General features: G+C 67.8%; 23 protein-coding genes. 13 read left to right on the top strand and 10 right to left on the bottom strand.

Annotation, left to right across the window (positions count from 1 at the left end; translation table 11 throughout):
- Nucleotides 1-27: 27 nt before the first annotated feature.
- Entirely contained in the window at nt 28-363 is a 336-nt protein-coding gene (locus tag ACTJLF_RS01565; RefSeq protein WP_019652773.1) for a hypothetical protein, read from the bottom strand.
- Between the two features lie 339 nt (nt 364-702).
- Here ACTJLF_RS01565 and ACTJLF_RS01560 point away from each other — a divergent pair, with 339 nt between their 5' ends.
- The 5 genes from ACTJLF_RS01560 to ACTJLF_RS01540 all read left to right on the top strand — a co-directional run bounded on the left by ACTJLF_RS01560 (nt 703) and on the right by ACTJLF_RS01540 (nt 6,118).
- A complete protein-coding gene (locus tag ACTJLF_RS01560) occupies nt 703-1,650 on the top strand; it encodes an adenylate/guanylate cyclase domain-containing protein (RefSeq protein ID WP_440882376.1) in 948 nt (315 codons plus the stop codon).
- 141 nt (nt 1,651-1,791) lie between these two features.
- The gene (locus ACTJLF_RS01555) at nt 1,792-2,142 is read left to right on the top strand and encodes a hypothetical protein (protein WP_019652771.1); all 351 of its coding nucleotides are present in this window, start codon (nt 1,792-1,794) and stop codon (nt 2,140-2,142) included.
- A gap of 208 nt (nt 2,143-2,350) precedes the next feature.
- Nucleotides 2,351-4,195 carry a DUF1800 domain-containing protein gene (locus ACTJLF_RS01550; RefSeq protein ID WP_019652770.1) on the top strand — a complete coding sequence of 615 codons (1,845 nt, stop codon included), beginning with the start codon at nt 2,351-2,353 and terminating at the stop codon, nt 4,193-4,195.
- A gap of 25 nt (nt 4,196-4,220) precedes the next feature.
- Nucleotides 4,221-5,720: a DUF1501 domain-containing protein gene (locus tag ACTJLF_RS01545; RefSeq protein WP_440882375.1), complete on the top strand. Its 1,500-nt coding sequence runs from the start codon at nt 4,221-4,223 to the stop codon at nt 5,718-5,720.
- Nucleotides 5,721-5,728: 8 nt separating this feature from the next.
- Nucleotides 5,729-6,118: a hypothetical protein gene (locus ACTJLF_RS01540; protein WP_126181740.1), complete on the top strand. Its 390-nt coding sequence runs from the start codon at nt 5,729-5,731 to the stop codon at nt 6,116-6,118.
- Nucleotides 6,119-6,122: 4 nt separating this feature from the next.
- On the opposite strand, the gene ACTJLF_RS01535 is transcribed toward ACTJLF_RS01540, so the two are convergent.
- Genes ACTJLF_RS01535 through ACTJLF_RS01515 form a run of 5 tightly spaced genes read right to left on the bottom strand, consistent with a single transcriptional unit; the run spans nt 6,123 to nt 12,720 of the window.
- A complete protein-coding gene (locus ACTJLF_RS01535; protein WP_019652767.1) occupies nt 6,123-6,482 on the bottom strand; it encodes a response regulator in 360 nt (119 codons plus the stop codon).
- The gene (locus tag ACTJLF_RS01530) at nt 6,479-7,726 is read right to left on the bottom strand and encodes a hybrid sensor histidine kinase/response regulator (protein WP_019652766.1); all 1,248 of its coding nucleotides are present in this window, start codon (nt 7,724-7,726) and stop codon (nt 6,479-6,481) included. Before ACTJLF_RS01530 ends, ACTJLF_RS01535 begins: the two co-directional genes overlap by 4 nt.
- Entirely contained in the window at nt 7,716-8,333 is a 618-nt protein-coding gene (locus tag ACTJLF_RS01525; RefSeq protein WP_440882374.1) for a chemotaxis protein CheB, read from the bottom strand. Before ACTJLF_RS01525 ends, ACTJLF_RS01530 begins: the two co-directional genes overlap by 11 nt.
- Nucleotides 8,330-9,202, bottom strand: coding sequence for a CheR family methyltransferase (locus ACTJLF_RS01520; protein ID WP_080647815.1), 873 nt, complete (start codon nt 9,200-9,202; stop codon nt 8,330-8,332). The genes ACTJLF_RS01525 and ACTJLF_RS01520 overlap by 4 nt, the downstream gene beginning before the upstream one ends.
- Before the next feature lie 14 nt (nt 9,203-9,216).
- Nucleotides 9,217-12,720: a response regulator gene (locus tag ACTJLF_RS01515; protein WP_440882373.1), complete on the bottom strand. Its 3,504-nt coding sequence runs from the start codon at nt 12,718-12,720 to the stop codon at nt 9,217-9,219.
- 149 nt (nt 12,721-12,869) lie between these two features.
- Between ACTJLF_RS01515 and ACTJLF_RS01510 the strand changes: the two genes are divergently transcribed.
- The 3 genes from ACTJLF_RS01510 (at nt 12,870) to ACTJLF_RS01500 (ending at nt 17,485) form a co-directional block, all read left to right on the top strand.
- Complete coding sequence (locus ACTJLF_RS01510; RefSeq protein ID WP_440882372.1) at nt 12,870-15,194, top strand: ATP-dependent DNA helicase; 2,325 nt, start codon at nt 12,870-12,872, stop codon at nt 15,192-15,194.
- A 233-nt stretch (nt 15,195-15,427) separates the two neighbouring features.
- Entirely contained in the window at nt 15,428-16,786 is a 1,359-nt protein-coding gene (locus ACTJLF_RS01505; RefSeq protein WP_440882371.1) for a family 16 glycosylhydrolase, read from the top strand.
- Between the two features lie 9 nt (nt 16,787-16,795).
- The gene (locus ACTJLF_RS01500; RefSeq protein WP_440882370.1) at nt 16,796-17,485 is read left to right on the top strand and encodes an alpha-ketoglutarate-dependent dioxygenase AlkB; all 690 of its coding nucleotides are present in this window, start codon (nt 16,796-16,798) and stop codon (nt 17,483-17,485) included.
- Here the strand turns inward: ACTJLF_RS01500 and ACTJLF_RS01495 are convergent.
- The 3 genes from ACTJLF_RS01495 to ACTJLF_RS01485 form a co-directional block, all read right to left on the bottom strand.
- Nucleotides 17,382-18,089 carry a UdgX family uracil-DNA binding protein gene (locus ACTJLF_RS01495; protein ID WP_440882369.1) on the bottom strand — a complete coding sequence of 236 codons (708 nt, stop codon included), beginning with the start codon at nt 18,087-18,089 and terminating at the stop codon, nt 17,382-17,384. The two genes, ACTJLF_RS01500 and ACTJLF_RS01495, sit on opposite strands and share 104 nt — an antisense overlap.
- Entirely contained in the window at nt 18,062-18,292 is a 231-nt protein-coding gene (locus ACTJLF_RS01490) for a four-helix bundle copper-binding protein (protein WP_440870509.1), read from the bottom strand. Before ACTJLF_RS01490 ends, ACTJLF_RS01495 begins: the two co-directional genes overlap by 28 nt.
- A gap of 122 nt (nt 18,293-18,414) precedes the next feature.
- Nucleotides 18,415-18,618 carry a hypothetical protein gene (locus ACTJLF_RS01485; protein WP_440882368.1) on the bottom strand — a complete coding sequence of 68 codons (204 nt, stop codon included), beginning with the start codon at nt 18,616-18,618 and terminating at the stop codon, nt 18,415-18,417.
- A gap of 235 nt (nt 18,619-18,853) precedes the next feature.
- On the opposite strand from ACTJLF_RS01485, the gene ACTJLF_RS01480 reads away from it, so the two are divergent.
- The 5 genes from ACTJLF_RS01480 (at nt 18,854) to bioD (ending at nt 23,712) form a co-directional block, all read left to right on the top strand.
- The gene (locus tag ACTJLF_RS01480; RefSeq protein ID WP_354415100.1) at nt 18,854-19,165 is read left to right on the top strand and encodes a plasmid stabilization protein; all 312 of its coding nucleotides are present in this window, start codon (nt 18,854-18,856) and stop codon (nt 19,163-19,165) included.
- 14 nt (nt 19,166-19,179) lie between these two features.
- Nucleotides 19,180-20,046 carry an NmrA family NAD(P)-binding protein gene (locus tag ACTJLF_RS01475; protein ID WP_440882367.1) on the top strand — a complete coding sequence of 289 codons (867 nt, stop codon included), beginning with the start codon at nt 19,180-19,182 and terminating at the stop codon, nt 20,044-20,046.
- Between the two features lie 306 nt (nt 20,047-20,352).
- Nucleotides 20,353-21,738, top strand: a complete 1,386-nt coding sequence (bioA, locus tag ACTJLF_RS01470) for an adenosylmethionine--8-amino-7-oxononanoate transaminase (RefSeq protein WP_440882366.1) — start codon at nt 20,353-20,355, stop codon at nt 21,736-21,738.
- A complete protein-coding gene (locus tag ACTJLF_RS01465; protein WP_440882365.1) occupies nt 21,722-22,957 on the top strand; it encodes an 8-amino-7-oxononanoate synthase in 1,236 nt (411 codons plus the stop codon). Before bioA ends, ACTJLF_RS01465 begins: the two co-directional genes overlap by 17 nt.
- Nucleotides 22,954-23,712 (top strand): dethiobiotin synthase, encoded by a 759-nt coding sequence (gene bioD, locus ACTJLF_RS01460; RefSeq protein WP_019652752.1) that lies wholly within the window; start codon nt 22,954-22,956, stop codon nt 23,710-23,712. The genes ACTJLF_RS01465 and bioD overlap by 4 nt, the downstream gene beginning before the upstream one ends.
- Here bioD and ACTJLF_RS01455 read toward each other — a convergent pair.
- Nucleotides 23,695-24,747 carry an aldo/keto reductase gene (locus ACTJLF_RS01455; protein ID WP_354420710.1) on the bottom strand — a complete coding sequence of 351 codons (1,053 nt, stop codon included), beginning with the start codon at nt 24,745-24,747 and terminating at the stop codon, nt 23,695-23,697. The two genes, bioD and ACTJLF_RS01455, sit on opposite strands and share 18 nt — an antisense overlap.
- Nucleotides 24,748-24,827: the final 80 nt, after the last annotated feature.

The raw sequence follows: 24,827 nt of genomic DNA, 5'->3' as shown, positions 1-24,827 counted from the left end.
AAACGGCCCCGAGGGGCCGTTTCAGATTCAATTGTTTTTGGTGAAGCGCTGATGCGTTCGCGGCCCCATCGAGCCGGGCAGTCCGCCCTTGAACATGCTATTGATCGCTTTCATCTGGCGGCGCGCGGCGGTTTCACCGTCGATGGCGCTCAGCGCGATCATGACGTCCTGCCGCAGGTACCACAGCGCCTCGACGTCGGCGGCAAACCGCACGCGCTGGCTCACCCGCTGGACCGAGTGACCGCCATGGCCCTGGAGCGCCGAAAGCATCGCGGTACGGATGCGCCCCAGCTGGCTCTCCGTCGCTCGGTGCGATCCGGAGCCGGGTACGTTCAGCAAACGAAGAAGACGGCGAAAGAACATGGGACGGGCGTTGTGGCGCCGAAAGCGGGAACGGACGCTACCTTAAGCCTGAGTTAACCATTCCACAAGATGTGAAACGATGTTTCTTGTTTGCAAACAACACGCTTTACTTATCGTTTTCGCTGGCCGTTGAATTTTGTTTTCCAAAGTACTACAAATTGAGCGTGACTCCTTTTATGCCCGTCTCGCTGCCACCGACACTTGCTGAATACTGAAGCCATCGATCCATTTCGTGCGTATAGGAACGGATGGAGATGGAATGTCCGCAAAGGTGGCGGACCGGGGTGCGAGGGGCCCGGGCATTTACAACGATCGACAGAAATCGAGAATCAAAACGGTATGGGTGTCAATTCCACAGTCGTGTTCGCTGATTTGACGGGAAGCACGAGGGTCTTCGAGGCGATGGGCAACGCGCGCGCCACGGAAACCGTGACCCGTCTGACGCAGTGGATCGGCGGCGTGTGCCAGGCGCATGGCGGCCGCGTGGTGAAGTCGCTCGGCGACGGCGTCTTCGCGATCTTCTTCAGCGGGGCGGCGGCCACGCATGCCGTCATCGAGCTGCAGCGCTATCACCAGAAGCGGCTGCTCGCATGGCCGGCACCCCTGCGCATGGCGCTGCAGATCGGGGTGGCCAGCGGCGAGGTGGTGGAGGTGGAGGGCGACTGCTATGGCGATGCCGTGAACCTCGCCTCGCGGTTGAGCGACCTCGCGGGGCCCGGCCAGATCTGGGTGACGGCCGCCGTGATTTCACAGTTGCGCGAAGGCTCCGTGCAGCATCGCGACCTGGGCCTGATCAACATCCGCGGGCGCAGCGAGATGTCGGTGGTGCACCGCATCGACTGGCAGGAGGACGTGACGTCCTTCCTCACCGTGCCGGCCGCGCTCGCGCCTCTGCGGATGCCCGATTCCTCCTTCGGCCAGATCGAGCTCGCGTGGCTCGACGTGCGCTCCATGTTCCGCACCGAGGAGCTCCCGATCCATCTCGGCCGCGTCGACGACGCGCAGTTCGTGGTGAAGGACCCGCGCGTCTCGCGGCTTCACGCCCGCATCGAGTTGCGGCACGGCAGCTGCGTTCTGATCGACGTCAGCACCTACGGCACCTGGGTGCGCTTCCACGGCAACGACGGGCCCAGCACCGAGATAGCGCTGCGGCGCGAGGAGTGCGTGCTGCATGGCCGGGGCGAGATCGGCCTGGGCGCGCCCCTGAGCGACTTCAGCGCGCCGACCATCGCCTTCAACACGAGCAGCGGCGACGTGCTGCTGTCGCGCCGCGAAATCGCACGCTGAGCGTCGACCTGCACTGCAGCGTCACTGCCCGCGGTGCCGACATTTGGCTAGGATGCCTGGCTGAGACCGGGTGCACCGCGCGCACGTATCGGGCGTTGCGTATCCACTCGGGCGTGTCCGCCCCTCAGGCCTGGAGCCACTGTGAACCTCAAATCGCAATCTTCTGTTTTCAAGCTGGCGGCCATCGGTGCCGTCGCCTTCGGTGCGCTGCTGGCGGCGGGAGCCGCCGATGCGCGCGGAAGCTGGTCGGTGCAGATCGGCACTCCCGGCTACGTGGTCGGCGGCTATCCGGCGCCGTACTACGCTCCGCCGCCGGTCTACCCCTATCCGGCGCCGATCTATTACGAACCGCCCCCGCCGGTGTACTACCGGCCACCGCCTCCTGTGTACTACCGCCCCGCACCGGTCTACACGCCGCCTCCGGGACGCATCTACTACGGGCCCGGCTATCCCTACCGCCCGCCGAACGGCTGGGACGACGAGCGCGACTGAAGCGCCCCCTGCTGAATCCTTTCTGAAGCGCTGGCATGCCCTCTGGCATGCCAATTTTGTTTCAAGGAGTGACTAAAAAGTCACATTGCTACACATTTTTGTGGCGACCTGACCGCTCCTGGACACCTGTCCTGCCGTTTTTGCGCAGGGCATGCCGCTTGCCTTTGATCGCTCCGACAGGCGCCGATGCGCCACAGGAGCGAGGATCATGTTGGAACAGCTGGAGGCCGGGCCCGCAACACCGGCCGACGAGGTGGTGTACGTCGCGCAGACGGCAAACGCCCGGGAAGACGCAGCGGCGCCTCACGGCTCCCGCCCGCTGAAGGCAGCGGCTGCGTTCTCGATCGCATCGGCGCTGGCCGCCTGCGGCGGCGGGGGTGGAGGAGGGGGCGGCGGGGCCGGCGGCTTCGGCTTTCCCATCGGCGGCGGTGGCGTCGCACCTGGCTCCAACCCGGCCACCCCCACGCCCGATACGGGCCCCTACCACTACACCCAGGCCCAGTCCGACGCGGAGGCCGCGCGCTTCCTGCTCCAGGCCCAGTTCTCCGCTTCCGAGGACGAGATCGCCGCCGTGCGCGCCAAGGGCTACCTGCCGTGGCTCAGCGAACAGCTTGCTGCGCCGCGCCAGCCGTCGGCCTGGGAGTGGGTCAACAGCAAGACGTATGGCAAGGTGGAAACCGATGCCATGATCTGGCGCCAGCTCATGACGGCGGCGGATCCGGTGCGCAAGCGCATGGCGCTGGCGCTCAGCGAAATCTTCGTGGTCTCGGGCACCGAGATCGGATCGAGCTGGCCCACGGCCATGATGGCCCAGTACTGGGACATGCTCGCCAACGGCGTCACCGCCAACTTCCGCCAGCTGCTGGAAGACGTGACGCTGAATCCCGCGATGGGCTTCTATCTCAACACCCGCGGCAACAGGAAGGAAGACGCTTCCGGCCGCCAGCCCGACGAGAACTACGCGCGCGAGGTCATGCAGCTCATGACCATCGGCCTCTACCAGCTCGAAGCCGACGGCACCGTGAAGACCGGCGCCGATGGCCAGCCGATCGAGACCTACGTGCAGAACGACGTGACCAACCTCGCGCGCGTGTTCACCGGCTACGACCTCGACATCCGCTCGTCCGAGCGCAACGGCTTCACTCCGCCAGGGGCCAGCTACACCATCGAGACCAACGCGTGGACCACGCGTCCCATGGCCTTCACGGCCGCCAACCACTCGATGCTGGAGGCACGCTTCCTGGGCGCCACCGTGCCCGCAGGAACGGCCGGCCCGGCGGCGCTGAAGATCGCGCTCGACACGCTCTTCAACCATCCGAACGTCGGGCCCTTCATCGGCCGGCAGCTGATCCAGCGGCTGGTCACCAGCAACCCGAGCCCAGCCTATGTGAAGCGCGTGGCCGACATCTTCGCGAACAACGGCGCGGGCGTGCGCGGCGACATGAAGAGCGTGTTCGCCGCCGTGCTGATCGACGACGAGGCGCGCGGCCCCGCTGGCCTTTCCGATCCGAACTTCGGCCACCTGCGCGAGCCCATGCTGCGGTTCGTGCAATGGGGGCGCACCTTCGGCATCGGCTCGGCATCGGACAACTGGAACATCGGAAATACCTTCGATCCGAGTTCGAGCCTGGGCCAGTGCCCGCTGCGCTCACCCTCGGTCTTCAACTTCTTCCGGCCGGGCTACGTGCCGCCCTCGACCGCGATCGCCAGCAACAAGATGGTCGCGCCCGAGTTCCAGCTGGTCAACGAGACCAGCGTGGGCGGCTATCTCAACTTCCTGCAAGGCAAACTGCAGAACGGCTTCGACAACAAGGACGTGATCGCCACCTACACGGCCGAGAAGGCGCTGGTGAACGATCCCGCCGCGCTGGTGCGCCGGCTCAACCTGCTGCTCACCGGCAACCAGCTCTCGGCCGCCACGGTCGCGCTGATCACCGACGCGCTGAGCAAGGCGCCGCTGGCGAACCCCACCACCGACGCCCGCAGGCTAGACCTCATCTGCGCCGGCGTGCTGCTGGTGATGGGCTCGCCCGAATACCTCGTGCAGAAATGAAGACAGAAGCCGGAGCGAACCGAACATGCACCTGATCGATCCTGCCCGCCACACGCGCCGCGCGTTCCTGCGCCGCTCGGGCCAACTCGCGATGGCCGGCACCGCGCTGCCTTTCGCACTCAACCTCGCCGCCATGGGCGAGGCCGCGGCCCAGGCCGCACCGGGCGACGACTACAAGGCGCTGGTCTGCGTCTTCCTCTTCGGCGGCAACGACTACGCCAACACGCTCGTCAACTTCGACACCGACAGCTACAACAAGTACAGCACCATCCGCGGCGGCATCGCGCTGCCATACGATGCGGAGCTCGCAAAGACCGAGCTCAAACCCGACGTGGCGCTCGCCAACGGCCGCAAGTACGCGCTGAACCCGACCATGGGCGGCCTTGCCACGCTCTTCGACCAAGGCAAGATGGCCGTGCAGCTCAACGTCGGCCCGCTCATCAAGCCGCTCACGCGCGCGCAGTTCAACAGCACGAACCGCCGGGATTTCCCGATTCCGCCCAAGCTCTTCTCGCACAACGACCAGCAGTCGATCTGGCAGTCGTCGTCGCCCGAGGGCTCGACCATCGGCTGGGGCGGCAACCTCGGCGACCTGATGCTCGGCGGACAGCGCAATGCGTCGCTGTTCACCTGCATCTCGGTGGCGGGCAACGCGGTGTTCCTGTCGGGCGACGAGGCGCTGCAGTACCAGGTCGGCACGGGCGGCGCGGTTCGCATCAACAGCGTGAGCCCGGCAACCGGCAGCGTGTACGGCTCCTCGGCCGTCAAGGCCGCCATGCAGCAGATCGCGCAACAGGCGCGCGGGCACACGCTGGAGAACGAATACAACAAGGTCACGCTGCGCGCGGTGGAGGCGGAAGGAAGGATCACCTCCGCCATCCAGTCCGATGTCATGGACGTCACCTTTCCCACCACCAACAACAACCTGGCCGCCCAGCTCAAGATGGTCGCCCGCCTGATCCGCGGGCGCGCCTCGCTGGGCGTGAAGCGCCAGGTGTTCTTCGTCTCCATGGGCGGCTACGACCTGCACGACGACCTCGACACCAAGCAGGGGCCGCTGATGCAGCGCCTGTCCGACGCCCTGGTCGCATTCCAGGCACAGATGGAAGCCCTCCAGATCGCCGACAAGGTCGTGGCCTTCACCGCCTCCGACTTCGGCCGCACCCTGTCGAGCAACGGCAACGGTTCCGACCACGGCTGGGGCAGCCATCATTTCGTGATTGGCGGTACCGGCCCTGACAAGGGCTCGGGCAAGGGCCCGGGCGCGGTGAAAGGCAAGGCCTTCTACGGCACGCCGCCGCCGGTGAGCGTGGGCAACACCTCGGCCGACGACGACCAGTGGCACGTCGGGCAGGGGCGGCTGCTGCCGACCACCTCGGTCGACCAGTACGCGGCGACGCTGGCCAAGTGGTTCGGCGTGCCCGATTCGGACCTCAACGGCATCCTGCCGAACCTGAAGAATTTCAACAACATCACAGCGCCGAGCGGCATCAGCTACCCGCGCGACATGGGGTTCATGACATGAACACAGCAATGAGCAGCATGGCCAGCATGAGCGCCATCGGCGGCCTCAACGGCATGGAGGGCGGCGCCAGCGTGAACTTCAGCGCCGAGCCCCACGACGAACCGCGCACTCCCGAGCGCAGCAAGGGCGTGACCCACGTGCGCCCCTTCACCAGCGTGGAAGCGGCCATCGCGGCGGTGGAGTCGCTGGACCGCGAGCTCAGGAAGTTCGAGCTCGCCGTGGCCGACAGCCTGCAGGACTACCTCGGCGTGCAGATGGCGCAGATCACCGACTGCGCGCTGGCGCGCGGCTGGGAGCCGGTGAGCTTCATGCAGCGCGAGGGCTTTCGCGTCTATCGCTACGAGGCGATGCGCAGCCCGCGCAAGGGCAGGAAGGAAAGGCGCAGCCGCGAGGGCTGAGCGCCTAGCCGCCGGCCGCGAGGATCTGCTCGAGCCTTGCGAAGTCGACCGGCTTCTGCAGATGGTGGTCGAAAAGCCCTTCGGCAGAGCGGCCGTTGGAGTCCTGCACCGAGAAGCCCGAGATCGCGATCAGCAGCCTGGGGGTGCCTTCGCGGGTGCTCTCGCGCAGTTGTCGCGCCACTTCGGTTCCCGGCAGGTCGGGCAGGCTGAGGTCGATCAGCGCCGCATCGAAGCTTCCGGCGGCGGCCGCGTCAAGCGCCTGCCGAGCCGTGTAGGTGCAGCGCGCGGTGTGGTCGAGCAGGCTCAGCAGCTCCTGCAGCAGGTCGGCCGAGGCCTGGTTGTCGTCGACGATGAGCACGTTCACTGGGAGCTCTTCTTTCCGTCAGGTTGGGTGTCAGATGGGTTGGCAAGCACGGCGGGCACCTGCAGCGGCAGCTCGACCGTGAAGCGCGACCCCTCTCCGGGTGCGCTCTCCACGTCGATGCGCCCGCCATGCAGGTCGACGATCTTGCGGGTGATGAAGAGGCCGAGGCCCAGGCCGGCCGCGTGCTTGCGGCTGTCGTCGGTGCGCTCGAACTGCTCGAAGATGCGAGCCTGGTCTTCCGGCGCGATGCCGATGCCCTGGTCGCGCACGCTCACGCGGGCCGTGTCGCCCGACTGTTGCACGAGCATTTCGACGGGCTTGCCGCCGCCGTAGCGCATCGCGTTGGTCAGCAGGTTGGTCAGCACCTGCTCGATGCGGAATTCGTCCCATGCGCCGCGCAGCTCGGCCGGCGCCGACAGCGTGACGACCGTGCCCGCGGCCTCGGCCTGCTGGCGCAGGTTTTCCACCACTGCCTTCGCCAGGGCCGAGAGATCCGTCGGCTGGGGCTTGATGGACAGCGCGTCGCGCCTGAGCCGCGTGACGTCGAGCATGTCGTCGATCAGCCGCACCATGTTACGGATCTGCCGCTGGTCCCGCTCGATCATCGCGGGCAGCCGTTCGGGCGAGAAGCTGGCGAGGTTGCCCTTCGAAAGATGCAGCTGCCGCAGCTGCGCCTCGAGGTAGAGGGTGTTCAGCGGCGTGCGCAGCTCGTGCGACACCATCGACATGAAGTCGTCGCGCATGCGCACCGCGCGCTCCAGATCGTGCTGCGTCTGCTGCAGCTGCTGCACCAGCTCTTCCTGCTTCTTGTGCGCGGCGGCCAGCAGGTCCATCTCGTGGCGCAGCGCCTTGCGGTGCTGGTAGAGGTCGACGAACACGTTCACCTTGCTGACGACGGCGTGCGGGTCCAGCGGCTTGTGCAGGAAGTCGACCGCGCCGCTCTCGTAGCCCTGGAAGGCGTAGTTCAGTTCGCGGCCCGCCGCGCTCACGAAGATGATGGGAATGTGCCGCGTGCGCTCGGTGCCGCGCATCAGCTCGGCGAGCTCGAAGCCGTTCATGCCGGGCATCTGCACGTCGACGATGGCCAGCGCGAATTCGTGCTCCAGCAGCAGCGCGAGTGCGGCCTCGGCCGAGCCCGCGCGATAGGCGGTGCGGCCGGGCGCGCGGATCAGCGCCTCCAGGGCCAGCAGGTTTTCCGGCAGGTCGTCCACGAGCAGCAGCTTGCTTTCGATGTCAATGTTCATGGACGGCCTCCAGTTGGAGCAGCAGGGCGCGCAGGTCGCGCAGCGGCAGCACGTAGTCGGGGAGATGGCGCGCGATGGCGGCCTGGGGCATGGTGGGAATCTGTGCTTCCTCCGGTTCCTGGACGGCCGTGAGCCCGCCGGCCAGATGGATGCGGTGCAGGCCTTCGGCGCCGTCCTCGTTCGCGCCGGTCAGCAGGAAGCCGGCCAGTGCCGATCCGTAGACGTCGGCGGCGGAGCCCATCAGCAGGTCGATGGACGGGCGCGAGAAGAGCACCGGCGGTTCGCAGCTCAGCGAGAACGAACGCTCGCGCTCGATCGACAGGTGATAGCCCGGCGGCGCGAAATACAGGCAGCCGGGCGCGAAGGGCATCTTGTCGTTGGCCTCGTGCACGGGAATGGGCAGCCGCTGCGCGAAGATCTCGGCCAGTCGGCTCTCGTGTTCCTCGGGCAGGTGCAGCACCACCGCCATCGGAATGTGCCAGCTGGCGGGCAGGTCTTCCAGCAGCGCCGAGAGCGCATCGATGCCGCCGGCCGAGGCGCCCAGCACCACCGCATCGACGCGCTTGCGCACCGGCGAACGCAGCTGGCGTTTCATCTGGCGCGTCATGTGGCTTTCTTGCGGTAGATGCGTTCGGCGCGCGCATGCGCGTCGAAGCGGTCGGCGTAGCTCGAGAAATCGATACTTTCCTTCGACCCGAGCCCGAGAAAGCCGCGGTGCGACAGCGACTCGTGGAACAGGCCCAGGGCCCGGTCCTGCAGCTCGCGGTTGAAGTAGATCAGCACGTTGCGGCACGACACGAGCTGGGTCTCCGCGAACACGCTGTCCGTCGCCAGGCTGTGGTCGGCGAAGATCACGTCGGCGCACAGCGAGGGGTCGAAGCGCGCGGCCTCGTAGGCGGCGGTGTAGTAGTCGGAGAACTCGCCGCGCCCGCCGGCTCGCTGGTAGTTCGCGGTGTAGCCGCGGATGGCCTCCAGCGGGAAGATGCCCTGCCTGGCCTTCTCCAGCGATGCGGGGTTGATGTCGGTGGCGTAGATCTGGGTGCGCGCCAGCAGCCCTTCCTCGCGCAGCAGGATGGCCAGCGAGAACACTTCCTCGCCCGTGCTGCAGCCCGCCACCCAGACCTTGACCGAAGGGTAGGTGTGCAGGATCGGCACCACGTGCTGCCTGAGCGCCAGGAAGTAGGACGGGTCGCGGAACATCTCGCTCACCGGGATCGTCAGGAACTGCAGCAGCCGCCCGAAGAGCGCCGGGTCGCGCAGCACGCGCTCCTGCAGCGCGGAGATGTTGGCGAATCCCAGCTGGTCGAGCGCGTACAGCACCCGGCGCTTCTGCGAGGCGGTGGTGTAGTTGCGGAAGTCGTAGCTGTACTTGAGGTAGATGGCCTCCATCAGCAGGCGCAGCTCGATCTCGGTGTCGCTCAGCGGAGGCAGCGGCGCTGCATTCGCTGCAGTCGCCGGTGCGCCGGCCCTGGACATGTCGTTGCGTGCGGTCACAGCCGCTCCATCTTCGGCAGCCAGACGCGCAGCAGCGAGAACAGGCGCTCCAGGTCCACCGGCTTGGCGAGGTAGTCATTGGCGCCCGCGGCCAGGCATTGCTCGCGGTCGTCCTTGGTGGCCTTGGCGGTGATGGCGATCACCGGCATGTCGGCGAAGCGCGGGTTGCCGCGCAGGCGGCGCGTGGCTTCCAGACCGTCCATCTCCGGCATCATCACGTCCATCAGCACCAGGTCGATCTCGCTGACCTGGTCGAGCCGCTCGAGCGCCTCGCGGCCGTTGCGGCCGATCTCGACGATGGCGCCGCGCTGTTCCAGCGCGCTGGTCAGCGCGAAGATGTTGCGCACGTCGTCGTCCACCAGCAGGATCGTGCGGCCCTCGAAGATGCGGTCGCGCCCGCGCGCCGTCTTCAGCATGCCCTGGCGCTCGCTCGACAGCTCGGCCTCCACCTTGTGCAGGAACAGCGTCACCTCGTCGAGCAGGCGCTCGGGCGAGCGTGCGCCCTTGATGATGATCGAGCGCGAGTAGCGCTGCAGCTCGGCTTCTTCCTCGCGCGTGAGGTTGCGCCCGGTGTAGACGATGACCGGCGGGAACGACACGATCTCCTCCGCCGCCATCGCCTTCAGCAGCTCGCTGCCCTGCATGTCGGGCAGCTTGAGGTCGGTGATCATGCAGTCGAAGACGCGGGTGCGCAGCAGCTCCAGCGCCTCCTCGCCGGAGCCGACGGCGACGATCTCGATGTCGTCGTCGCCGATCAGCTGGATGACGCTCTCGCGCTGCAGCTCGTCGTCTTCCACCAGCAGCACGACCTTGACCTTCTGCGTGAGCTTTTCCTCCAGCCGTGCGAACACCTTCATCAGCTCGTCGCGGGTGGCCGGCTTCAGCGCGTAGCCGACCGCGCCCATCTGCAGCGCCGCGCCCTGGGCGCTCTCGGCGGCCGACACCACGTGGATCGGGATGTGACGGGTGTGCGGCGAATCCTTCAGCCGCTGCAGCAGGTCGAGGCCGGTGCTGTCGGGCAGGCGCATGTCCAGCAGGATCGCGTCGGGCAGGAACTGCGTAGCCAGCTCGAAGCCATCGGCCGCGCCGTGAGCCACGAGGCACCTGTAGCCCAGCTCGTGCGCCAGGTCGTAGAGGATGTGGGCGAACTGCGGCTCGTCCTCGACCACCAGCACGCGGCGGACCTGATCGCGCGGCAGGCTGCGGTCGTCGGCGAACTGCGGCGCCGGCACCGGGGCAGGGGGCTTGGGTGCCAGCGAGGGATGCGTGGGCTGCGCAGGGGCCGGGGAGTGCGCGACCCGGTGCGCCTGAGGGGCCGGCGGCCTGGGCTGCTGCTGATGGCCGGGCGAGGCCTGGGGCGCCTGCGCCGGCAGCTGCAGCGTGAAGGTGCTGCCCTGGCCGGGCGTGCTATCGACGGTGAGCGTGCCGCCCAGCAGCTGCGTGAGGTCGCGCGAGATCGACAGGCCGAGGCCGGTGCCGCCGTAGCGCCGGCTGGTGGTGCCGTCCGCCTGGCGGAAGGCCTCGAAGATCAGCTCGTGCTGCGTCGGGTCGATGCCGATGCCCGAATCGGACACCGCGAAGGCCGCGCCGCCGTCGGCCGTGGGCGAGATGGCGAGCCTCACTTCGCCGCTGTCGGTGAACTTGATCGCGTTCGACAGCAGGTTCTTCAGGATCTGCTCCACCCGCTGCCGGTCGGTCAACAGCGAAGCCGGCGCGTCGGGGCTCAAGTCGAGCCTGAAGCCGAGCTTCTTCTGCATGCAAAGGGGCGCGAAGGTGTTTTCCAGGCTCTCGGCCAGCTTGGCCAGGGGCACGTTCTCGGTCACCACTTCGAGCTTGCCGGCCTCGACCTTCGCGATGTCGAGGATGTCGTTGATCAGCACCAGCAGGTCGTTGCCCGACGCGTAGATCGATTCCGCGAACTTCACCTGCTCGGCCGTCAGGTTGCCCTGCGGGTTGTCGCCCAGCAGCTTGGCCAGGATGAGCGCGCTGTTGAGCGGCGTGCGCAGCTCGTGCGACATGTTGGCAAGGAATTCCGACTTGTAGCGGCTCGCGCGCTGCAGTTCGTCGGCGCGGTCCTCCAGGTCGCGCTGTACGCGGCGCAGCGCGTTGTTGCGCTGGTCGAGCGCCTCGGTGCGCTCGGAAAGCTGGCTGTTCGTCTGCTCCAGCTCGGCCTGCTGGTTCTCGAGCATGGCCTGGGAGGCGCGCAGCGCGCGCGACTGTTCCTCCAGCTCCTCGTTGGCGGTGCGCAGCTCTTCCTGCTGCACCTGCAGCTCCTCGTTGAGCTGCTGGGTTTCGGCCAGCACATCCTGCAGCTGCTCGCGGTAGCGCGCGGCCGCCAGCGAGGTGCCGATGTCGTCCGCCACCATGTCCACGAGCTGGCTGCCGCGCTCGTCCAGCGTGCCGGGCAGGCCGAGCTCGACCACGCCGTTGACCATGCCGCTGCTGCCCACCGGCACCAGCAGCACCGCCTTCGGCGCCATCTCGCCCAGGCCGGAGTTGACCTTCAGGTACGCGGCGTCGATCGGATCGATCAGCATGCGCCGGTTCTCGGCGGCGGCCTGGCCGACCAGGCTTTCGGTGGGCGAGAAGACCTGCGGCATGGCCTCCGCGGCACTGGAGAAGCCGTAGCTCGCCGCCCGGCGCAGCGGACCGTGGCGCTCGCGCACATAGATGGCGCCGACCGAGGTGCCCAGGTGGCGGGAGAAGAAGGAAAGGATCTTGCGCCCCATGTCCGGCGCGCTGAGCTCCCCGACCAGGTCGCCGACCAGCTCGGTCTGCGTACCGCGCAGCCAGGCTTCGTGCGCGAGCCGGTCGTTGTGCTCGGCCTGCTTCTTGAGCACCACGTCGTAGCTGTCGGACAGCCGCACCAGCTGCCTGCGCCCGAAGTAGGCCACCAGCCCGGTGAAGCCCAGCGTGAACAGCAGGAAGAGCCCGACCACCCACCAGGCGGTGCGGTTGGCGTCGCTGTTGCGCTGGAAGCGCAGGGCCTGCTCGGTCTCCATGAAGGCGGTGAACTCGGCCCGCATGCTGTCGGTCAGGCGCTTGCCGCGGCCCACGCGCACCTGCAGCTGGGCGTCGTCGCCCTTGCGGCGGGCGGCGATCAGGTCGGCGGCGTACTGGTTCCAGGTCTCCTGGATGGCCGCGATGCGGTTGACCCGCTCCACCTGCTGGCGGTTGTCGGAGACCAGTTCACGCAGCGCGGTCGTCCCGGCCTTGACCCGGGGCAGCGCATCGCGATACGGATCGAGGAAGCTCTCGTCCCCGGTGATCACGAAGCCGCGCATGCCGGTTTCCATGTCGATGCTCTGGCGCTGGAGCTCGCTGGCGGCGCGGCTGACCCGGTCGGTGTGCTCGACCCATCCGATGGTCGACAGCAGGAACAGGATCAGCCCCACGAACACCACGGCGCCGAACAGACCGCCGATCAGGGGAAGCTTGATGTTGCGGCTCAGGAGCCGCTCGAAGTCGTCGGGATCGATCGCGGTGGGTGTTGTCGTCATCGGTGCCGTTTGTAAGCAAATCTTTTCAAGTTTGACCGAGAAAAACGCGCGACCCTGTCGGAGAAGTTCCCGACAGACGAGCCAGGGCTGCGCAGCGACGAGAAAAAGGGGCGCCTCGCTATACTGTGATTCTGTACAGTGAGTTCCAGATGGGCTCCGAACCCCTCCATCCGCAAGACGCGCCTCCAGCTCCCGCCGTCCATACCGTGTCCGTCAAGGCCCTGTGCGCCTTCGGCGCGAAGGCGGGCGACCTGGACCTGCGCTTCGTGCCGGCGCCCAGCGCGCTCGAAGGCATGGCCGGCCATGCGCTGGTGCAGCACAGGCGTGGCGGCGACTACGAGTGCGAGGTCGCCCTCGAATCAACCTGCGGCAGCGTGCATGTGCGGGGCCGTGCCGACGGCTACGAGCCCGACAGGGCCAGGGTCGAGGAGATCAAGACATTCCGCGGCGACTTCGACGCCATCCGCGGCAACCACCGCGCGCTGCACTGGGCGCAGGCCCGCACCTACGGCTGGATGCTGTGCGAGCGCGACGGACATGACGAAATGGCCGTGGCGCTGGTCTATCTCGACGTCGCAACCGGCGAGGAAACCGTGCTCGAAGAGCATCACACCCGCGAGGGCCTGCGCGAGCACTTCGAACTGCTGTGCGGCCGCTATGCCGCCTGGGCCGCGAGCGAAGCCGAGCACCGCGCCGCGCTCGACGGCACGCTGGCCACGCTTTCGTTTCCCTACGGCAGTTTCCGGGCCGGCCAGCGCGAGCTTGCCGAGGCCGTCTACCGGGCCGGCGCAGGGGGACGCTGCCTGCTGGCGCAGGCGCCCACCGGCATCGGCAAGACGCTGGCCACCATCTTTCCGCTGCTGAAGGCGCGCGCGGCCCGGAAGGTCGACCGCCTGTTCTTCCTCACCGCCAAGACCTCGGGCCGGCCGGTGGCGCTGCACGCGCTGCGCATGCTGGACAAGGGCAGGGGGCCGGCCAGGCTGCGCGTGCTCGAACTCGCGGCGCGCGAGAAGGTCTGCGAATACCCCGACCGCGCCTGCCACGGCGACGCATGCCCGCTGGCCAGGGGCTTCTACGACCGCCTGCCGGCCGCGCGCGAGCAGGCCGTGCAGGTGGCATGGCTCGATCGCGAGGCGCTGCGCGAGATCGGCCTTGCGCACGAAGTCTGCCCGTATTTCCTTGCGCAGGAGATGGCGCACTGGGCCGATGCCGTCGTCGGCGACTACAACTACTACTTCGACAGCAGCGCCTTCCTCTATGCCGTGATGCGCGAGGCCGGCTGGCGCGCCGCCGTGCTGGTCGACGAAGCCCACAACCTGCTCGAACGCGCACGCGGCATGTACACGGCCGAGCTCGACGGCGGTGCGCTGGAGGAAGCCCACCGCGCGGCGCCCGCCGTGCTGCGCGGTCCGCTCGCGCGGGTGTTCCGCGAATGGGACACGGTGCAGCAGTCGCAGCAGGCCGACTACGAAGCGGCCGACGAGATCCCGGAGCGCTTCCTGCGCACGCTGCAGGCCGCCAACACCGCCATGGCCGAGCATTTCGCCGCAACGCCCGAGTCTTCGCAGGGCCCCTTGCAGCGCTTCTTCTTCGACGCGCTGCACTTCGCCCGGCTGGCCGAGGCCTTCGGCGACCACTCGGTGTTCGAGCGCACGCTGGGCGCCACGCAGCAGGCGCGCCGCCTGGCCATCCGCAACCTCGTGCCGGCGCCGTTCCTGCACAGCCGCTTCGCGGAGGCGGCGTCAGTCACCTGCTTCTCGGGCACGCTGTCGCCTTTCGAGTTCTATCGCGATGCCCTCGGCGTGCCGGAGGACGCTGCATTGCTCGACGTGGCCTCGCCGTTTCGCAGCGCGCAGCTGCACGTGGAGGTGGCGACCGGCGTATCGACGCGCTTTCGCGATCGCGCGGGCTCGCTGCGCGACGTGGCCGACATCATCGGCGCTCAGTTCGAGCGACTGCCCGGCAACTACCTGGCCTTCTTCAGCAGCTTCGACTACCTCGAGAAGGCCTGCGCGGCTTTTTCGCTGAGGCACCCCGGCGTTCCCGTGTGGACCCAGACGCGCGGCATGCGCGAGGCCGACCGCCAGGGCTTCGTGGCGCGCTTCGAGGAGGGCGGGCAGGGCATCGGCTTCGCGGTGCTGGGCGGCGCTTTCGGCGAGGGCATCGACCTGCCGGGCAGCCGCCTGATCGGGGCCTTCGTGGCCAGCCTGGGCCTGCCTCAATACAACCCGCTCAACGAGATCACGCGCGAGCGTATGCAGGCGCGCTTCGGCAAGGGCTACGAATACACCTACCTCTACCCCGGCCTCCAGAAAGTGGTGCAGGCCGCCGGCCGCGTCATCCGCACCGAGGAAGACCAGGGCGTGCTGCACCTGCTGGACGACCGCTTCGCACGCGCCGAGATCCGGGAGCTTCTGCCGCGGTGGTGGCAGGTGCAACTGGTTGGCCGGAGTCAGGAATACCGACATGGATGAGCGTGGCGTGCGCGTTATCGGCGGCCCCTGGTCGGGTCGAATTGCGGTGCGACTGAGCCGTTCGTGCTTGCATATCTTTTCTGTCTGCAAATTGCGAGTTGTTGGCGATTGTTTTCGGTTTTCCGGATAATGAATTTATGTGATTTAAACGATCGAAATGAGCAGTTTTTCTCTAGGCCGTCTTTCAGGCTGCTTAGACTCGAAGAGGTAATTCATCAATTAGCTATCTCTTCATGAAATCAATCTTTTCAAACTCTGAATCGGAAATCCCGAAAAACTCTCGCCGGCAGTTCCTGCAAAAGGGCGCACAAACTGCCACTGCGATTTGGGGCGGCCTGGCGCTGACGGGATGCGGAGGAGGAGGAGGAGGAGGAGGAGGAGGAGGAGGAGGAGGAGGAGGAGGAGGAGGCGCCATCACTCCAAGTGGTGCGGGACTGTTTCCGGCTTCCGGGAACTCAAATGGACAGGCGGCGGTGCCGTCTCTCGAAAACTCGGCGCCGCAATCCGTAAACAATTCGAGTGCCGAGAATTCGCCTGGATCCGCTGCAGGTGGCACTGTCGACGAGAGTTTTTCCTCTGTCACGACACACCCGGTCATTCAGTCTTTCGTTCCTTCGGCCGAGGTTCCGGGAAAATTGATTGTTATCACTGGCGCCAAATTCGACTCTACAGCTGTCGTCAGCTTCGGCGGGGTGGCGGCAACGAAAGTCAGCGTCGATTCGGACACGCGGATTTCGGTCACGGTGCCCGCGTTGGCCGCGTCCGGGCCAATCACCGTAAAGACGACGGGGGGAGCCAGTCAGTCGAGCGCCCAGTTCTCCGTGCTGTCGGCACCCGCGCCGGCTGCTGGTTATCGGCTCGCCTGGCACGACGAGTTCGATGGCACCAGCTTGGACAAGAGGCGCTGGAGAGCACATGGCGGTACCCGGGGCGATGCCACCCATGCGCCCGATGCGATTGAGGTCGCCAACGGCGTCCTGACGATTTCGACCTATACGGATCCCGCGACGGGCAAGCACTGCACGGGCTTCCTGGACACGAACACCGGTGACCAAGGCAGATTCACCTTCGGCTATTTCGAGGCTCGCGTGCGCTTCGTGAGCATGCCTGGCCAGTGGTCGGCCTTCTGGCTGATGTCGAACATGAACAAGGTCTACGTGCCCGAGGACCCCAGTCTCGGGGTGGAGATCGACATCATCGAACATCGCGCGGTCGTGGAGAACAACGCAGGAAACGTCCGCAACCAGCATTCCAGTGCAATTCACTGGAATGGCTACGCGAAGGACGAGATGCAGACAGTCGGCAGCGGGCAGAAGCAACTGCCGGCGGGCCAGTCGTTCGCCGAATGGCATACCGTGGGTGTACTTTGGACTCCCTCGGGCTACCAGTTCTTCTTCGATGGAAATCCATACTGGGACACGACGATGGGGCTCTCCATGTCCCCGGAGTTCATCCGGCTCACCAGTGAAATCAAGGATCTCTACTGGGCTGGCAATATTCCGGCCGAAGGCTACGGCCGGCTGGGCGCCAGCACCAACGGGACCATGCAGATCGATTGGGTTCGCGTCTGGCAACTTCCCACACCTCCCTGACGGACCCTCATGACGCGCGCCGCCAGACGCCTCGAGCACGCCGGACAGCCTGACCTGTTCGGCGAAGCGCCTGCGGCCGCGATCGAAGGGCTGCGCTATGAGAACGGGTTCCTCTCGCGCGAGGAGGAAGCCGGCCTGCTGGCCATCGTGCAGGCTCTCCCGCTCAAGGAGATGCGCTACAAGGAATACACCGCCCGGCGAAGGGGCACGAGCTTCGGCGGCAGCTACGACTTCGACACCAACCGCCTGAAGCCCGGCGCGCCGCTGCCCCCTGAGCTGCATCCGCTTCGCGACAAGGCGGCGGCCTGGGCCGGCATCGCCCCCGAAGAACTCACGCACATGCTGATTGCCGAGTACCGGCCGGGCACGCCGCTGGGCTGGCATCGCGACGTGCCTGATTTCGAGGACATCGTCGGCGTGTCGCTGCACAACGATGCCGTCATGCAGTTCAGGCCCTACGTGCCTGGCGCGTCTTCTTCGGGGCCGCCAACGCTCGAGTTCCTGGTGGAGCCGCGCTCCATCTATCTATTGCGCGGACCCGCGCGGTGGGCCTGGCAGCACGCGATCGCGCCCACCGAGGCGCTGCGCTACTCCATCACCCTGCGAACGCGGGCTCGACGCGAACGGACTTCTTCTCTTTCTGTTCGTCCTTCTTCCGCCGGGGAGCGAAGAGAGACGCCGCCGCCGACAGGTCGCTGATCCAGGCGTTCCAGGCCGCTTCGCGCTGGGCCGGATCGCCGCGCAGCAGCGCCGACGGATGCAGCGTGACAAGCACTCGCCGTCCCGCCGCATCTTCCTGCCACTGGCCGCGCAGCTTCGTCACGGCCACGGTGCGTCCGAGCAGCGAGCGGGCGGCCGTCGCGCCCAGCGCGACGATGGCGCGCGGCCGTACCAGCTGAAGCTCGCTCTCCAGCCAGTGATGGCAGGCCTCGGCTTCTCGTTGACCCGGGGTCTTGTGCATGCGACGCCTGCCGCGCCATTCGTACTTGAAGTGCTTGACCGCGTTGGTCACGTACAGCTTCTCGCGCGACCAGCCGAGTTGCGCCACGGCCCGGTCGAAGAGCTTGCCGGCCGGCCCCACGAAAGGGCGGCCGGCGAGGTCTTCCTTGTCGCCTGGCTGTTCGCCCACGAACATCAGTACCGGGCGCACAGGACCCTCGCCGAACACGGACTGCGTCGCGTACTGTCCGATCGGGCACTCGCGACAGGCGTCGGTCGCCTCGTCGAGCGCCCGCAGCGCAGTCTGCGCCTCGCGAACGGTGATGCGCCGGCCGTTCAGGCCGCTGCCGCCATGGTCCGGCATTCTTCCTCGCACCGCCTGCAGGCTTCGGCGCAGCGCTGGCAGTGATCCGCGTCGTGGCTGCCGCATTCGGCGGCGCAGCGCTGGCAGATTTCGGCGCACATGCCGCATGCGACCACGACGTTGTCGCTGCCCCGTGCCATCAGGCCGGCAGCGAAGGCGCAGGCCGCGGCGCAGTCGATGTCCAGCGCGATGCATCGCGCCATGCCGCTCATTCCTTCGGCAAGGCAGGCGGCGGCGCATCGGTTGCATGCCAGGGCGCAGTCGTTGCAGGCAGCGATGCAGCGGTCCATGGAGCTGCGGGCAGTACCGGCAGAGGTCGCCGGCGTCATCTCGAACCTCCGCGCCGGGCCTGCAACTGGTTGCCGGCGCCGACGTGGCTCTCGCGGTCGTTGCGGCTTTCGGGCGTGCGCCGCGGCTCGTTCCTCGGCGTGGGCGGCTGGCTGCCTGCCTTGTTGTGTCGGGTGGGCAGGGTGTCGTGCTCGTCGGTGGTGACGGCGTCGGGGTCTTGATGCTGCTTGGCGGATGTCATGGGATGGAACTCCTTCGTGGAAAGTCGGGGAGGCCACTTGCCTCTCGCATCTCTTGTGCGTCTGCCCCTGCATGGCGCATGTGGGAATGGGCCCACCCTGCGCGTCGGCCCGGTGGAAGCCGGCCGGGCAATCCCACGACGGACGGCTCCGACGCTCGGCGCGCTCTTCTTCTTACCCGCGCAGCCTGCAACGCGCACAGCATGAAAGCTCCTCAACCAACCGCAGGAGCAACGCATGCCTAGAGGCGACAAGTCGTCCTATACGGACAAGCAGAAGCGACAGGCCGAACACATCGAGAAAGGCTACGAACATCGCGGCGTCGGCAAGGGCGAGGCGGAACGCCGGGCCTGGGCGACTGTGAATGCCGAGACCGGCGGCGGCAAGAAGAGCGGCTCTGGGCGCGGCAAGTCGGAGAACCAAGGCCCCTCGCGCAAGGGCGGAAAGCTCGGCGGCGCAGCGGCGGCGCATCGCACCGCGGCCGAGCGATCGGCCTCCGCCAGGAAGGCCGCCGCCACGCGCAAGCGCAACGCCGAGAAGCGCGGCTGAGCGCGGGGCTGCCGATGCACATCGTCCTGGGGGCGACCGGCCATGTCGGCTCGGCGGTCGCGCAGGCCCTGCTGGAGCGCAGCGAGCCGGTCACAGTGGTCACGCGCGATGCGCACAAGGCCCAGGCCTTGCGTACCAAGGGAGCGCACGTGGCGCAGGTCGACGTGTTCGACACGCATGCGCTGCGCCGGGTGTTCATGGGCGGTCGGCGCGTCTTCGTGCTGAACCCGCCGGCATCGCCTTCGTCGGACACCTCGGCGCAGGAGTCGAAGAGCGCGCACGCCATCGTTGCGGCGCTCGAGGGTTGCCAGCTCGAGAAGATCGTCGCCGAGTCGACCTACGGTGCACAGCCTGGCGAAGGCGTCGGCGACCTCAGCGTGCTGTACGAACTCGAACAGGCGCTCGCCGCCGGCCCGACGCCGTTCAGCGCACTCCGCGCCGCCTACTACATGAGCAACTGGGACGCCTCGCTGGACACCGCGCGCAGGCAGGGCAGGGTCCACAGCATGTTCCCGAAGGACTTCGAGCTGCCGATGGTGGCGCCGCACGACATCGGCCAGTTCGCCGCGAAGCTGATGCTGGGCCCGGCCGAATCATCGGGGCCATTCCATGTCGAGGGGCCTGAGCGCTACTCGCCGGGCGACGTGGCGCGTGCGTTCTCCGAAGCGCTCGGCAAGCCGGTGGAACTGGTCGAAACGCCTCGCGAGCAACTGGAGCAGGCCTTCTCGTCGCTGGGCTTTTCCGAGGCTGCCGCGAAGTCGTATGCCGCGATGACGCGGGCCACGATAGACCAACACTACGAACCGGCGACCAGGCCGGTGCGCGGTGCGATCACCCTGCGCGAATACATCACCGCGCTGGTGAGAAGAAGCTCCGGCTGACACGGTGGGGCGGGGGCTTCGAAAACCCGCCAGGATGCATGTCCGAAATTCGTGCGCGGCGCGATGAAGCCCCGGAAACCGGACATTCGCGACCTGTTTCTGGCGCCAGCCGGACAACTTTCGTTTTCCCGCCACTCGCATGCGGCGGCAAGAAGCCTGCTCGATCCGCGACGTTGCCCCGAACGTGGCAGCTATGTCGCGCAACGTCGCCGATCGCCGCGCCTTCGTGCGCGCCCGGATGAGGTTTGTAGTAGCTCGAACGCGTCGATACGATCCCGCGCCTTGCCCTCATGAAAGGACTCGCGGGTGCTTCCGACCGACGTTTCTTCCCCATCCTCCAACGCCGACCTGCAACAGCGCAGCCGGCGCCATGTCTGGCATCCGTGCACGCAGAGCATCCGCCTCGAGGCGGTGCCGCCGCTTCCCATCGCGCGCGGCGAAGGCGTGTGGCTCTTCGACCAGGAAGGCCGCCGCTACATGGACGCCACCAGCTCATGGTGGGTCAACCTCTTCGGCCATGCGCATCCGGCGATCAACTCCGCGCTGAAGCGGCAACTCGACACGCTCCCGCACGTGATGCTCGCTGGCTGCACGCACGAGCCGGCGGTGGAACTCGCGCAGCGGCTGTCGGGGCTCACGGGTGGCGTGTTCGGGCACTGCTTCTACGCCTCCGACGGCGCGTCGGCGGTCGAGATCGCGCTGAAGATGAGCTTTCATTTCTGGCGCAACGCGGGCCGCGGTGACAAGCGGCGCTTCGTCGCGATCAGACACGGCTACCACGGCGAGACGCTGGGCGCGCTGCATGTGACCGACGTGCCCGTGTTCCGCGACGCCTATGCGCCATTGCTCGCCGATTCGCTCCTGGTCGCTTCGCCCGACGCGCGCAATGCCGCTGCGGGCGAGAGCGAAGCCGATGTCGCCCACCGCGCAGCCGCCGAACTGGAGGCGCTGCTGGCCGAGCGGCACGGCACCATCGCCGCCGTGATCGTCGAGCCGCTGGTGCAATGCGCCGCCGGCATGGCGATGCACGACCCCGAATACCTGCGCTGCGTGCGCGCGCTGTGCGACCGCTACGGCGTGCACCTCATCGCCGACGAGATCGCCGTGGGCTGCGGGCGCACCGGCACCTTCTTCGCCTGCGAGCAGGCAGGCATCTGGCCGGACTTCGTGTGCCTGTCCAAAGGGATCAGCGGCGGCTACCTGCCGCTGGCGCTGGTGATGACGCGCGACGCAATCCACGACGCCTTCATCGACGACGACGCGACGCGCAGCTTCCTGCATTCGCACTCGTACACCGGCAACGCGCTGGCCTGCCGCGCGGCGCTGGCGACGCTGGACCTGTTCGAGGCCGAGAACGCATTGCAGCGCAACCAGGGCAGGGCGGCGCGCCTGCTCGAGCGGCTGCGGAAGGGCCTGGAAGGCCGGGAGGTGGAGCACCTGAGGCAGCGCGGAATGATCACCGCCTTCGACGTGCGCGAGCCGGGCGAGCGCTTTGCGGAGCGCTTCCATCTTGCGGCGCGCGCGCAGGGGCTGCTGATGCGGCCCATCGGCAATACCGTCTACCTGATGCCGCCCTACGCCATCGGCGACGACGAGATCGACCTGCTGGTCGACGGCACGCTCGCCACGCTGGACGCCGTCGCGGCCACGAACCCGAAGATGGAAGGAGCCCGCGATGTCGCGCTTGCTTGACCGACTGCAGAGCGAGATCGACGCGCTCGACGCCCAGTCGCTGCGCCGCCGCAGGCAGGTCGCCGAGAGCGCCTGCGCGCCGGTGCAGACGCTCACGCTGGCCGGCACCTCAGCGCCGCGCACCATGCTCTGCTTCAGCAGCAACGACTACCTAGGCCTGGCGGCGCATCCCGCGCTGGCGACGGCCCTGGCCGAGGGCGCCGCGCTGTACGGCGCGGGCAGCGGCGGCTCCCACCTGATCCTCGGGCACTCGCGTGCGCATGCGCAGCTCGAGGAAACGCTCGCCGGATGGATGACGCCCTTCATTCCCGAGGCGCGCAGCCTTTTCTTCTGCACTGGCTACATGGCCAACCTCGCGGTGCTGACCGCGCTTGGCGGGGCGGAGGCGGTGATCTTCTCGGAGGAGCTCAACCACGCCTCGCTGATCGACGGCGCCCGGCTCGCGAGGGCGCGCGTGGAGCGCTATGCGCACTGCGACGTGGCGGCGCTCGATGCGCAGCTCGCCGCCTGCGACGCACCGGTGAAGCTCATCGTGAGCGACGCGGTGTTCAGCATGGACGGCAACGTCGCGCCCGTGGCCGAACTGCTGGCGCTGGCCGAGAAGCACGATGCCTGGCTGGTGATCGACGATGCGCACGGCTTCGGCGTGCTGGGCGCCAGCGGACGCGGCGTGCCCGAGGCGCTGGGCCTGCATTCGCATCGGCTGGTGCTGGTGGGCACCCTTGGCAAGGCGGCGGGCGTGTCCGGCGCATTCGTGGCGGCGCACCGCACCGTCATCGACTACCTGGTGCAGCGCGCGCGGCCTTACATCTTCACCACGGCCGCGCCGCCGGCGCTCGCGCATGCGCTGCTCGCGAGCCTGGCGCTGATCGGCGGTGAGGAGGGCGCCGAACGCCGCGCGCGGCTCAAGGAGCGCATAGCCCAGCTGCGAAGCGGGCTGGCGTCGGTACTGCCGGCCGACGGCAGCGCCTGGCTGCCCGAGTCGCCGACCGCGATCCAGCCGCTGATCGTGGGGGACAACGCGCGTGCGATGCGGACGATGGCGCAGCTCGATGCGCACGGCCTGCGCGTCGGCGCGATCCGACCGCCGACGGTGCCCGCGGGCACGGCGCGGCTGCGCATCGCGCTGTCGGCCAGCCATACCGAGTCCGATGTCGCGCGATTGGTCGATGCGCTGGGCGAGGCCCTGGCCGGCCAGCGCTCGAAGGAGGTCGCATGAGCATGACGCAGCCTCGGCGCCGCTGGTTCGTGACCGGCACGGACACCGGCATCGGCAAGACGCTCGTGAGCAGCGCCATGCTGAGCCTGCTGGCCGGATCGGGCCTGCGCGCGGTCGGCATGAAGCCGGTGGCGGCAGGCCTCGAGGAGGTCGACGGTGCCTGGCGCAACGAAGACGTGGAGCAGCTGCAGGCCGCCGGCAATGTCGATGCACCGCTGGCACTGCGCTGCCCCTATCTGCTGCGAGCGCCGATGTCGCCGCATCTGGCGGCAAGGCAGGAGGGCGTGCAGATCGCGCTGCAGCCGCTGCTCTCGGCCTTCGAAGAACTTTCGGAGCGTGCCGACGCGGTGGTGGTCGAGGGTGTGGGCGGCTTCTGCGTGCCCTTCGGCGACGACCTCGACAGCGCCGACCTCGCCGTGGCACTGGGGCTGCCGGTGATCCTGGTGGTGGGCCTGAGGCTGGGCTGCCTCAACCACGCGCTGCTGAGCGCCGAGGCGATCCGCGCGCGCGGCCTGGTGCTGGCCGGATGGGTGGCGAGCATGGTCGATCCGTCGATGCTCGCGCCGCAGGCCAACCTGCAGACGCTGCGCGCGAGGCTCGGTGCGCCGCTGCTGGGCGTCGTGCCGCATCTGGAGAAGCCCGATGCGGCAGGCGCGGCCCGCCACATCGACCTGCCCGCGCTGCGGGCGACGGCGGGGCATGCAGCACGCCGCAGCGCCTTGCTGCAGGCAGCGGCATCAGCCGCGGCGGCCTGATTCTTCCAGCCGCTTGCCGCGCACGCCGCCCTGGCGCTCCAGCATCCAGCCGGGGTATTCGGCCGGCAGCGCGCTCACCTTGTCCAGCGCGGCGAGCTCGTCGGCCGTGAGCTTGATGGCGGTAGCCGCGATGTTGTCGTCCAGCTGCTCGACGCGCTTGGCGCCGATGATCACGCTGGTCACCACCTGCTGGTGCAGCAGCCACGCCAGCGCGATCTGCGCCACCGACACGCCGCGCGATTCGGCCAGGCCGCGCATCACGTCGATGCAGTCGTAGGCGCGTTCGACGTTCACCGGCGGAAAGTCGAAGTTGGTGCGGCGGCTGCCTTTCTCGGCCTCGGTGTTGCGGCCGTACTTGCCGCTGAGCAGGCCGCCCGCAAGCGGGCTCCACACCATCAGGCCGACGTTCTCGCTGCGCAGCAGCGGCACCAGCTCGCGCTCCAGGTCGCGCCCGGCGATGGTGTAGTAGGCCTGCAGCGACTCGAAGCGCGCCAGCCGGTCGCGTTCGGCGATGCCCAGCGCCTTGGCGATCTGCCAGGCGGCCCAGTTCGACACGCCCACGTAGCGCACGTGGCCTTGCCGCACCAGGTTGTCGAGTGCGTGCACCGTCTCCTCGATGGGTGTGACGGGGTCGAAGCCGTGGATCTGGTAGAGGTCGATGTGGTCGAGCTGCAGGCGCTGCAGGCTGGCCTTCACGCCGTCCATGATGTGGAAACGCGAGGCGCCGGCGGAGTTGACGCCCTTGCTGCCGGTCTCTCCCAGCACCTTGGTGGCCAGCACGAAGCTGTCGCGCGGCACCTTGAGGTTCTTCAGCGCCTGGCCGGTGATGACCTCCGACTGGCCTTCCGAATACACGTCGGCCGTGTCGATGAAGTTGATGCCGGCGTCCAGCGAGCGGCCGATCAGCCCCTCGGCCTCCGACTGCTGCAGGTTGCCGATCTGGCCCCAGATGCCGGAGGAGCCGCCGAAGGTCATGGTGCCCAGGCAGAGTTCGGAGACGAATAGGCCGGTGCGGCCGAACTTGCGGTATTGCATGGAAAGGTTCCTTTGTGGGGAGGGGGCGAGGGGAAAGAAGGCAGGGAAGGAGCGAAAGGCCCGATCCGCCGGAAAAGTAT

The sequence above is a fragment of the Variovorax sp. 22077 genome (assembly GCF_052044195.1).
GTDB lineage: Bacteria > Pseudomonadota > Gammaproteobacteria > Burkholderiales > Burkholderiaceae_C > Variovorax > Variovorax atrisoli.
The sequence above is the reverse complement of the archived record's forward strand: the minus strand, read 5'-3'. Positions and strand labels throughout refer to the sequence as shown.

Bases quoted from the DNA above. Each gene is read 5' to 3' on its own strand.
- bioD (WP_019652752.1), top strand. From the start codon at position 22,954: ATGAGCATGACGCAGCCTCGGCGCCGCTGGTTCGTGACCGGCACGGAC.
- ACTJLF_RS01490 (WP_440870509.1), bottom strand. From the start codon at position 18,292: ATGGCGCGATGCATCGCGCTGGACATCGACTGCGCCGCGGCCTGCGCC.
- ACTJLF_RS01500 (WP_440882370.1), top strand. From the start codon at position 16,796: ATGACGCGCGCCGCCAGACGCCTCGAGCACGCCGGACAGCCTGACCTG.
- ACTJLF_RS01495 (WP_440882369.1), bottom strand. From the start codon at position 18,089: ATGCCGGACCATGGCGGCAGCGGCCTGAACGGCCGGCGCATCACCGTT.
- ACTJLF_RS01520 (WP_080647815.1), bottom strand. From the start codon at position 9,202: ATGTCCAGGGCCGGCGCACCGGCGACTGCAGCGAATGCAGCGCCGCTG.
- ACTJLF_RS01505 (WP_440882371.1), top strand. From the start codon at position 15,428: ATGAAATCAATCTTTTCAAACTCTGAATCGGAAATCCCGAAAAACTCT.
- ACTJLF_RS01485 (WP_440882368.1), bottom strand. From the start codon at position 18,618: ATGACATCCGCCAAGCAGCATCAAGACCCCGACGCCGTCACCACCGAC.
- ACTJLF_RS01480 (WP_354415100.1), top strand. From the start codon at position 18,854: ATGCCTAGAGGCGACAAGTCGTCCTATACGGACAAGCAGAAGCGACAG.
- ACTJLF_RS01565 (WP_019652773.1), bottom strand. From the start codon at position 363: ATGTTCTTTCGCCGTCTTCTTCGTTTGCTGAACGTACCCGGCTCCGGA.
- ACTJLF_RS01560 (WP_440882376.1), top strand. From the start codon at position 703: ATGGGTGTCAATTCCACAGTCGTGTTCGCTGATTTGACGGGAAGCACG.
- ACTJLF_RS01475 (WP_440882367.1), top strand. From the start codon at position 19,180: ATGCACATCGTCCTGGGGGCGACCGGCCATGTCGGCTCGGCGGTCGCG.
- ACTJLF_RS01530 (WP_019652766.1), bottom strand. From the start codon at position 7,726: ATGAACATTGACATCGAAAGCAAGCTGCTGCTCGTGGACGACCTGCCG.
- ACTJLF_RS01525 (WP_440882374.1), bottom strand. From the start codon at position 8,333: ATGACGCGCCAGATGAAACGCCAGCTGCGTTCGCCGGTGCGCAAGCGC.
- ACTJLF_RS01455 (WP_354420710.1), bottom strand. From the start codon at position 24,747: ATGCAATACCGCAAGTTCGGCCGCACCGGCCTATTCGTCTCCGAACTC.
- ACTJLF_RS01550 (WP_019652770.1), top strand. From the start codon at position 2,351: ATGTTGGAACAGCTGGAGGCCGGGCCCGCAACACCGGCCGACGAGGTG.
- ACTJLF_RS01510 (WP_440882372.1), top strand. From the start codon at position 12,870: ATGGGCTCCGAACCCCTCCATCCGCAAGACGCGCCTCCAGCTCCCGCC.
- ACTJLF_RS01545 (WP_440882375.1), top strand. From the start codon at position 4,221: ATGCACCTGATCGATCCTGCCCGCCACACGCGCCGCGCGTTCCTGCGC.
- ACTJLF_RS01465 (WP_440882365.1), top strand. From the start codon at position 21,722: ATGTCGCGCTTGCTTGACCGACTGCAGAGCGAGATCGACGCGCTCGAC.
- ACTJLF_RS01540 (WP_126181740.1), top strand. From the start codon at position 5,729: ATGAGCAGCATGGCCAGCATGAGCGCCATCGGCGGCCTCAACGGCATG.
- ACTJLF_RS01515 (WP_440882373.1), bottom strand. From the start codon at position 12,720: ATGACGACAACACCCACCGCGATCGATCCCGACGACTTCGAGCGGCTC.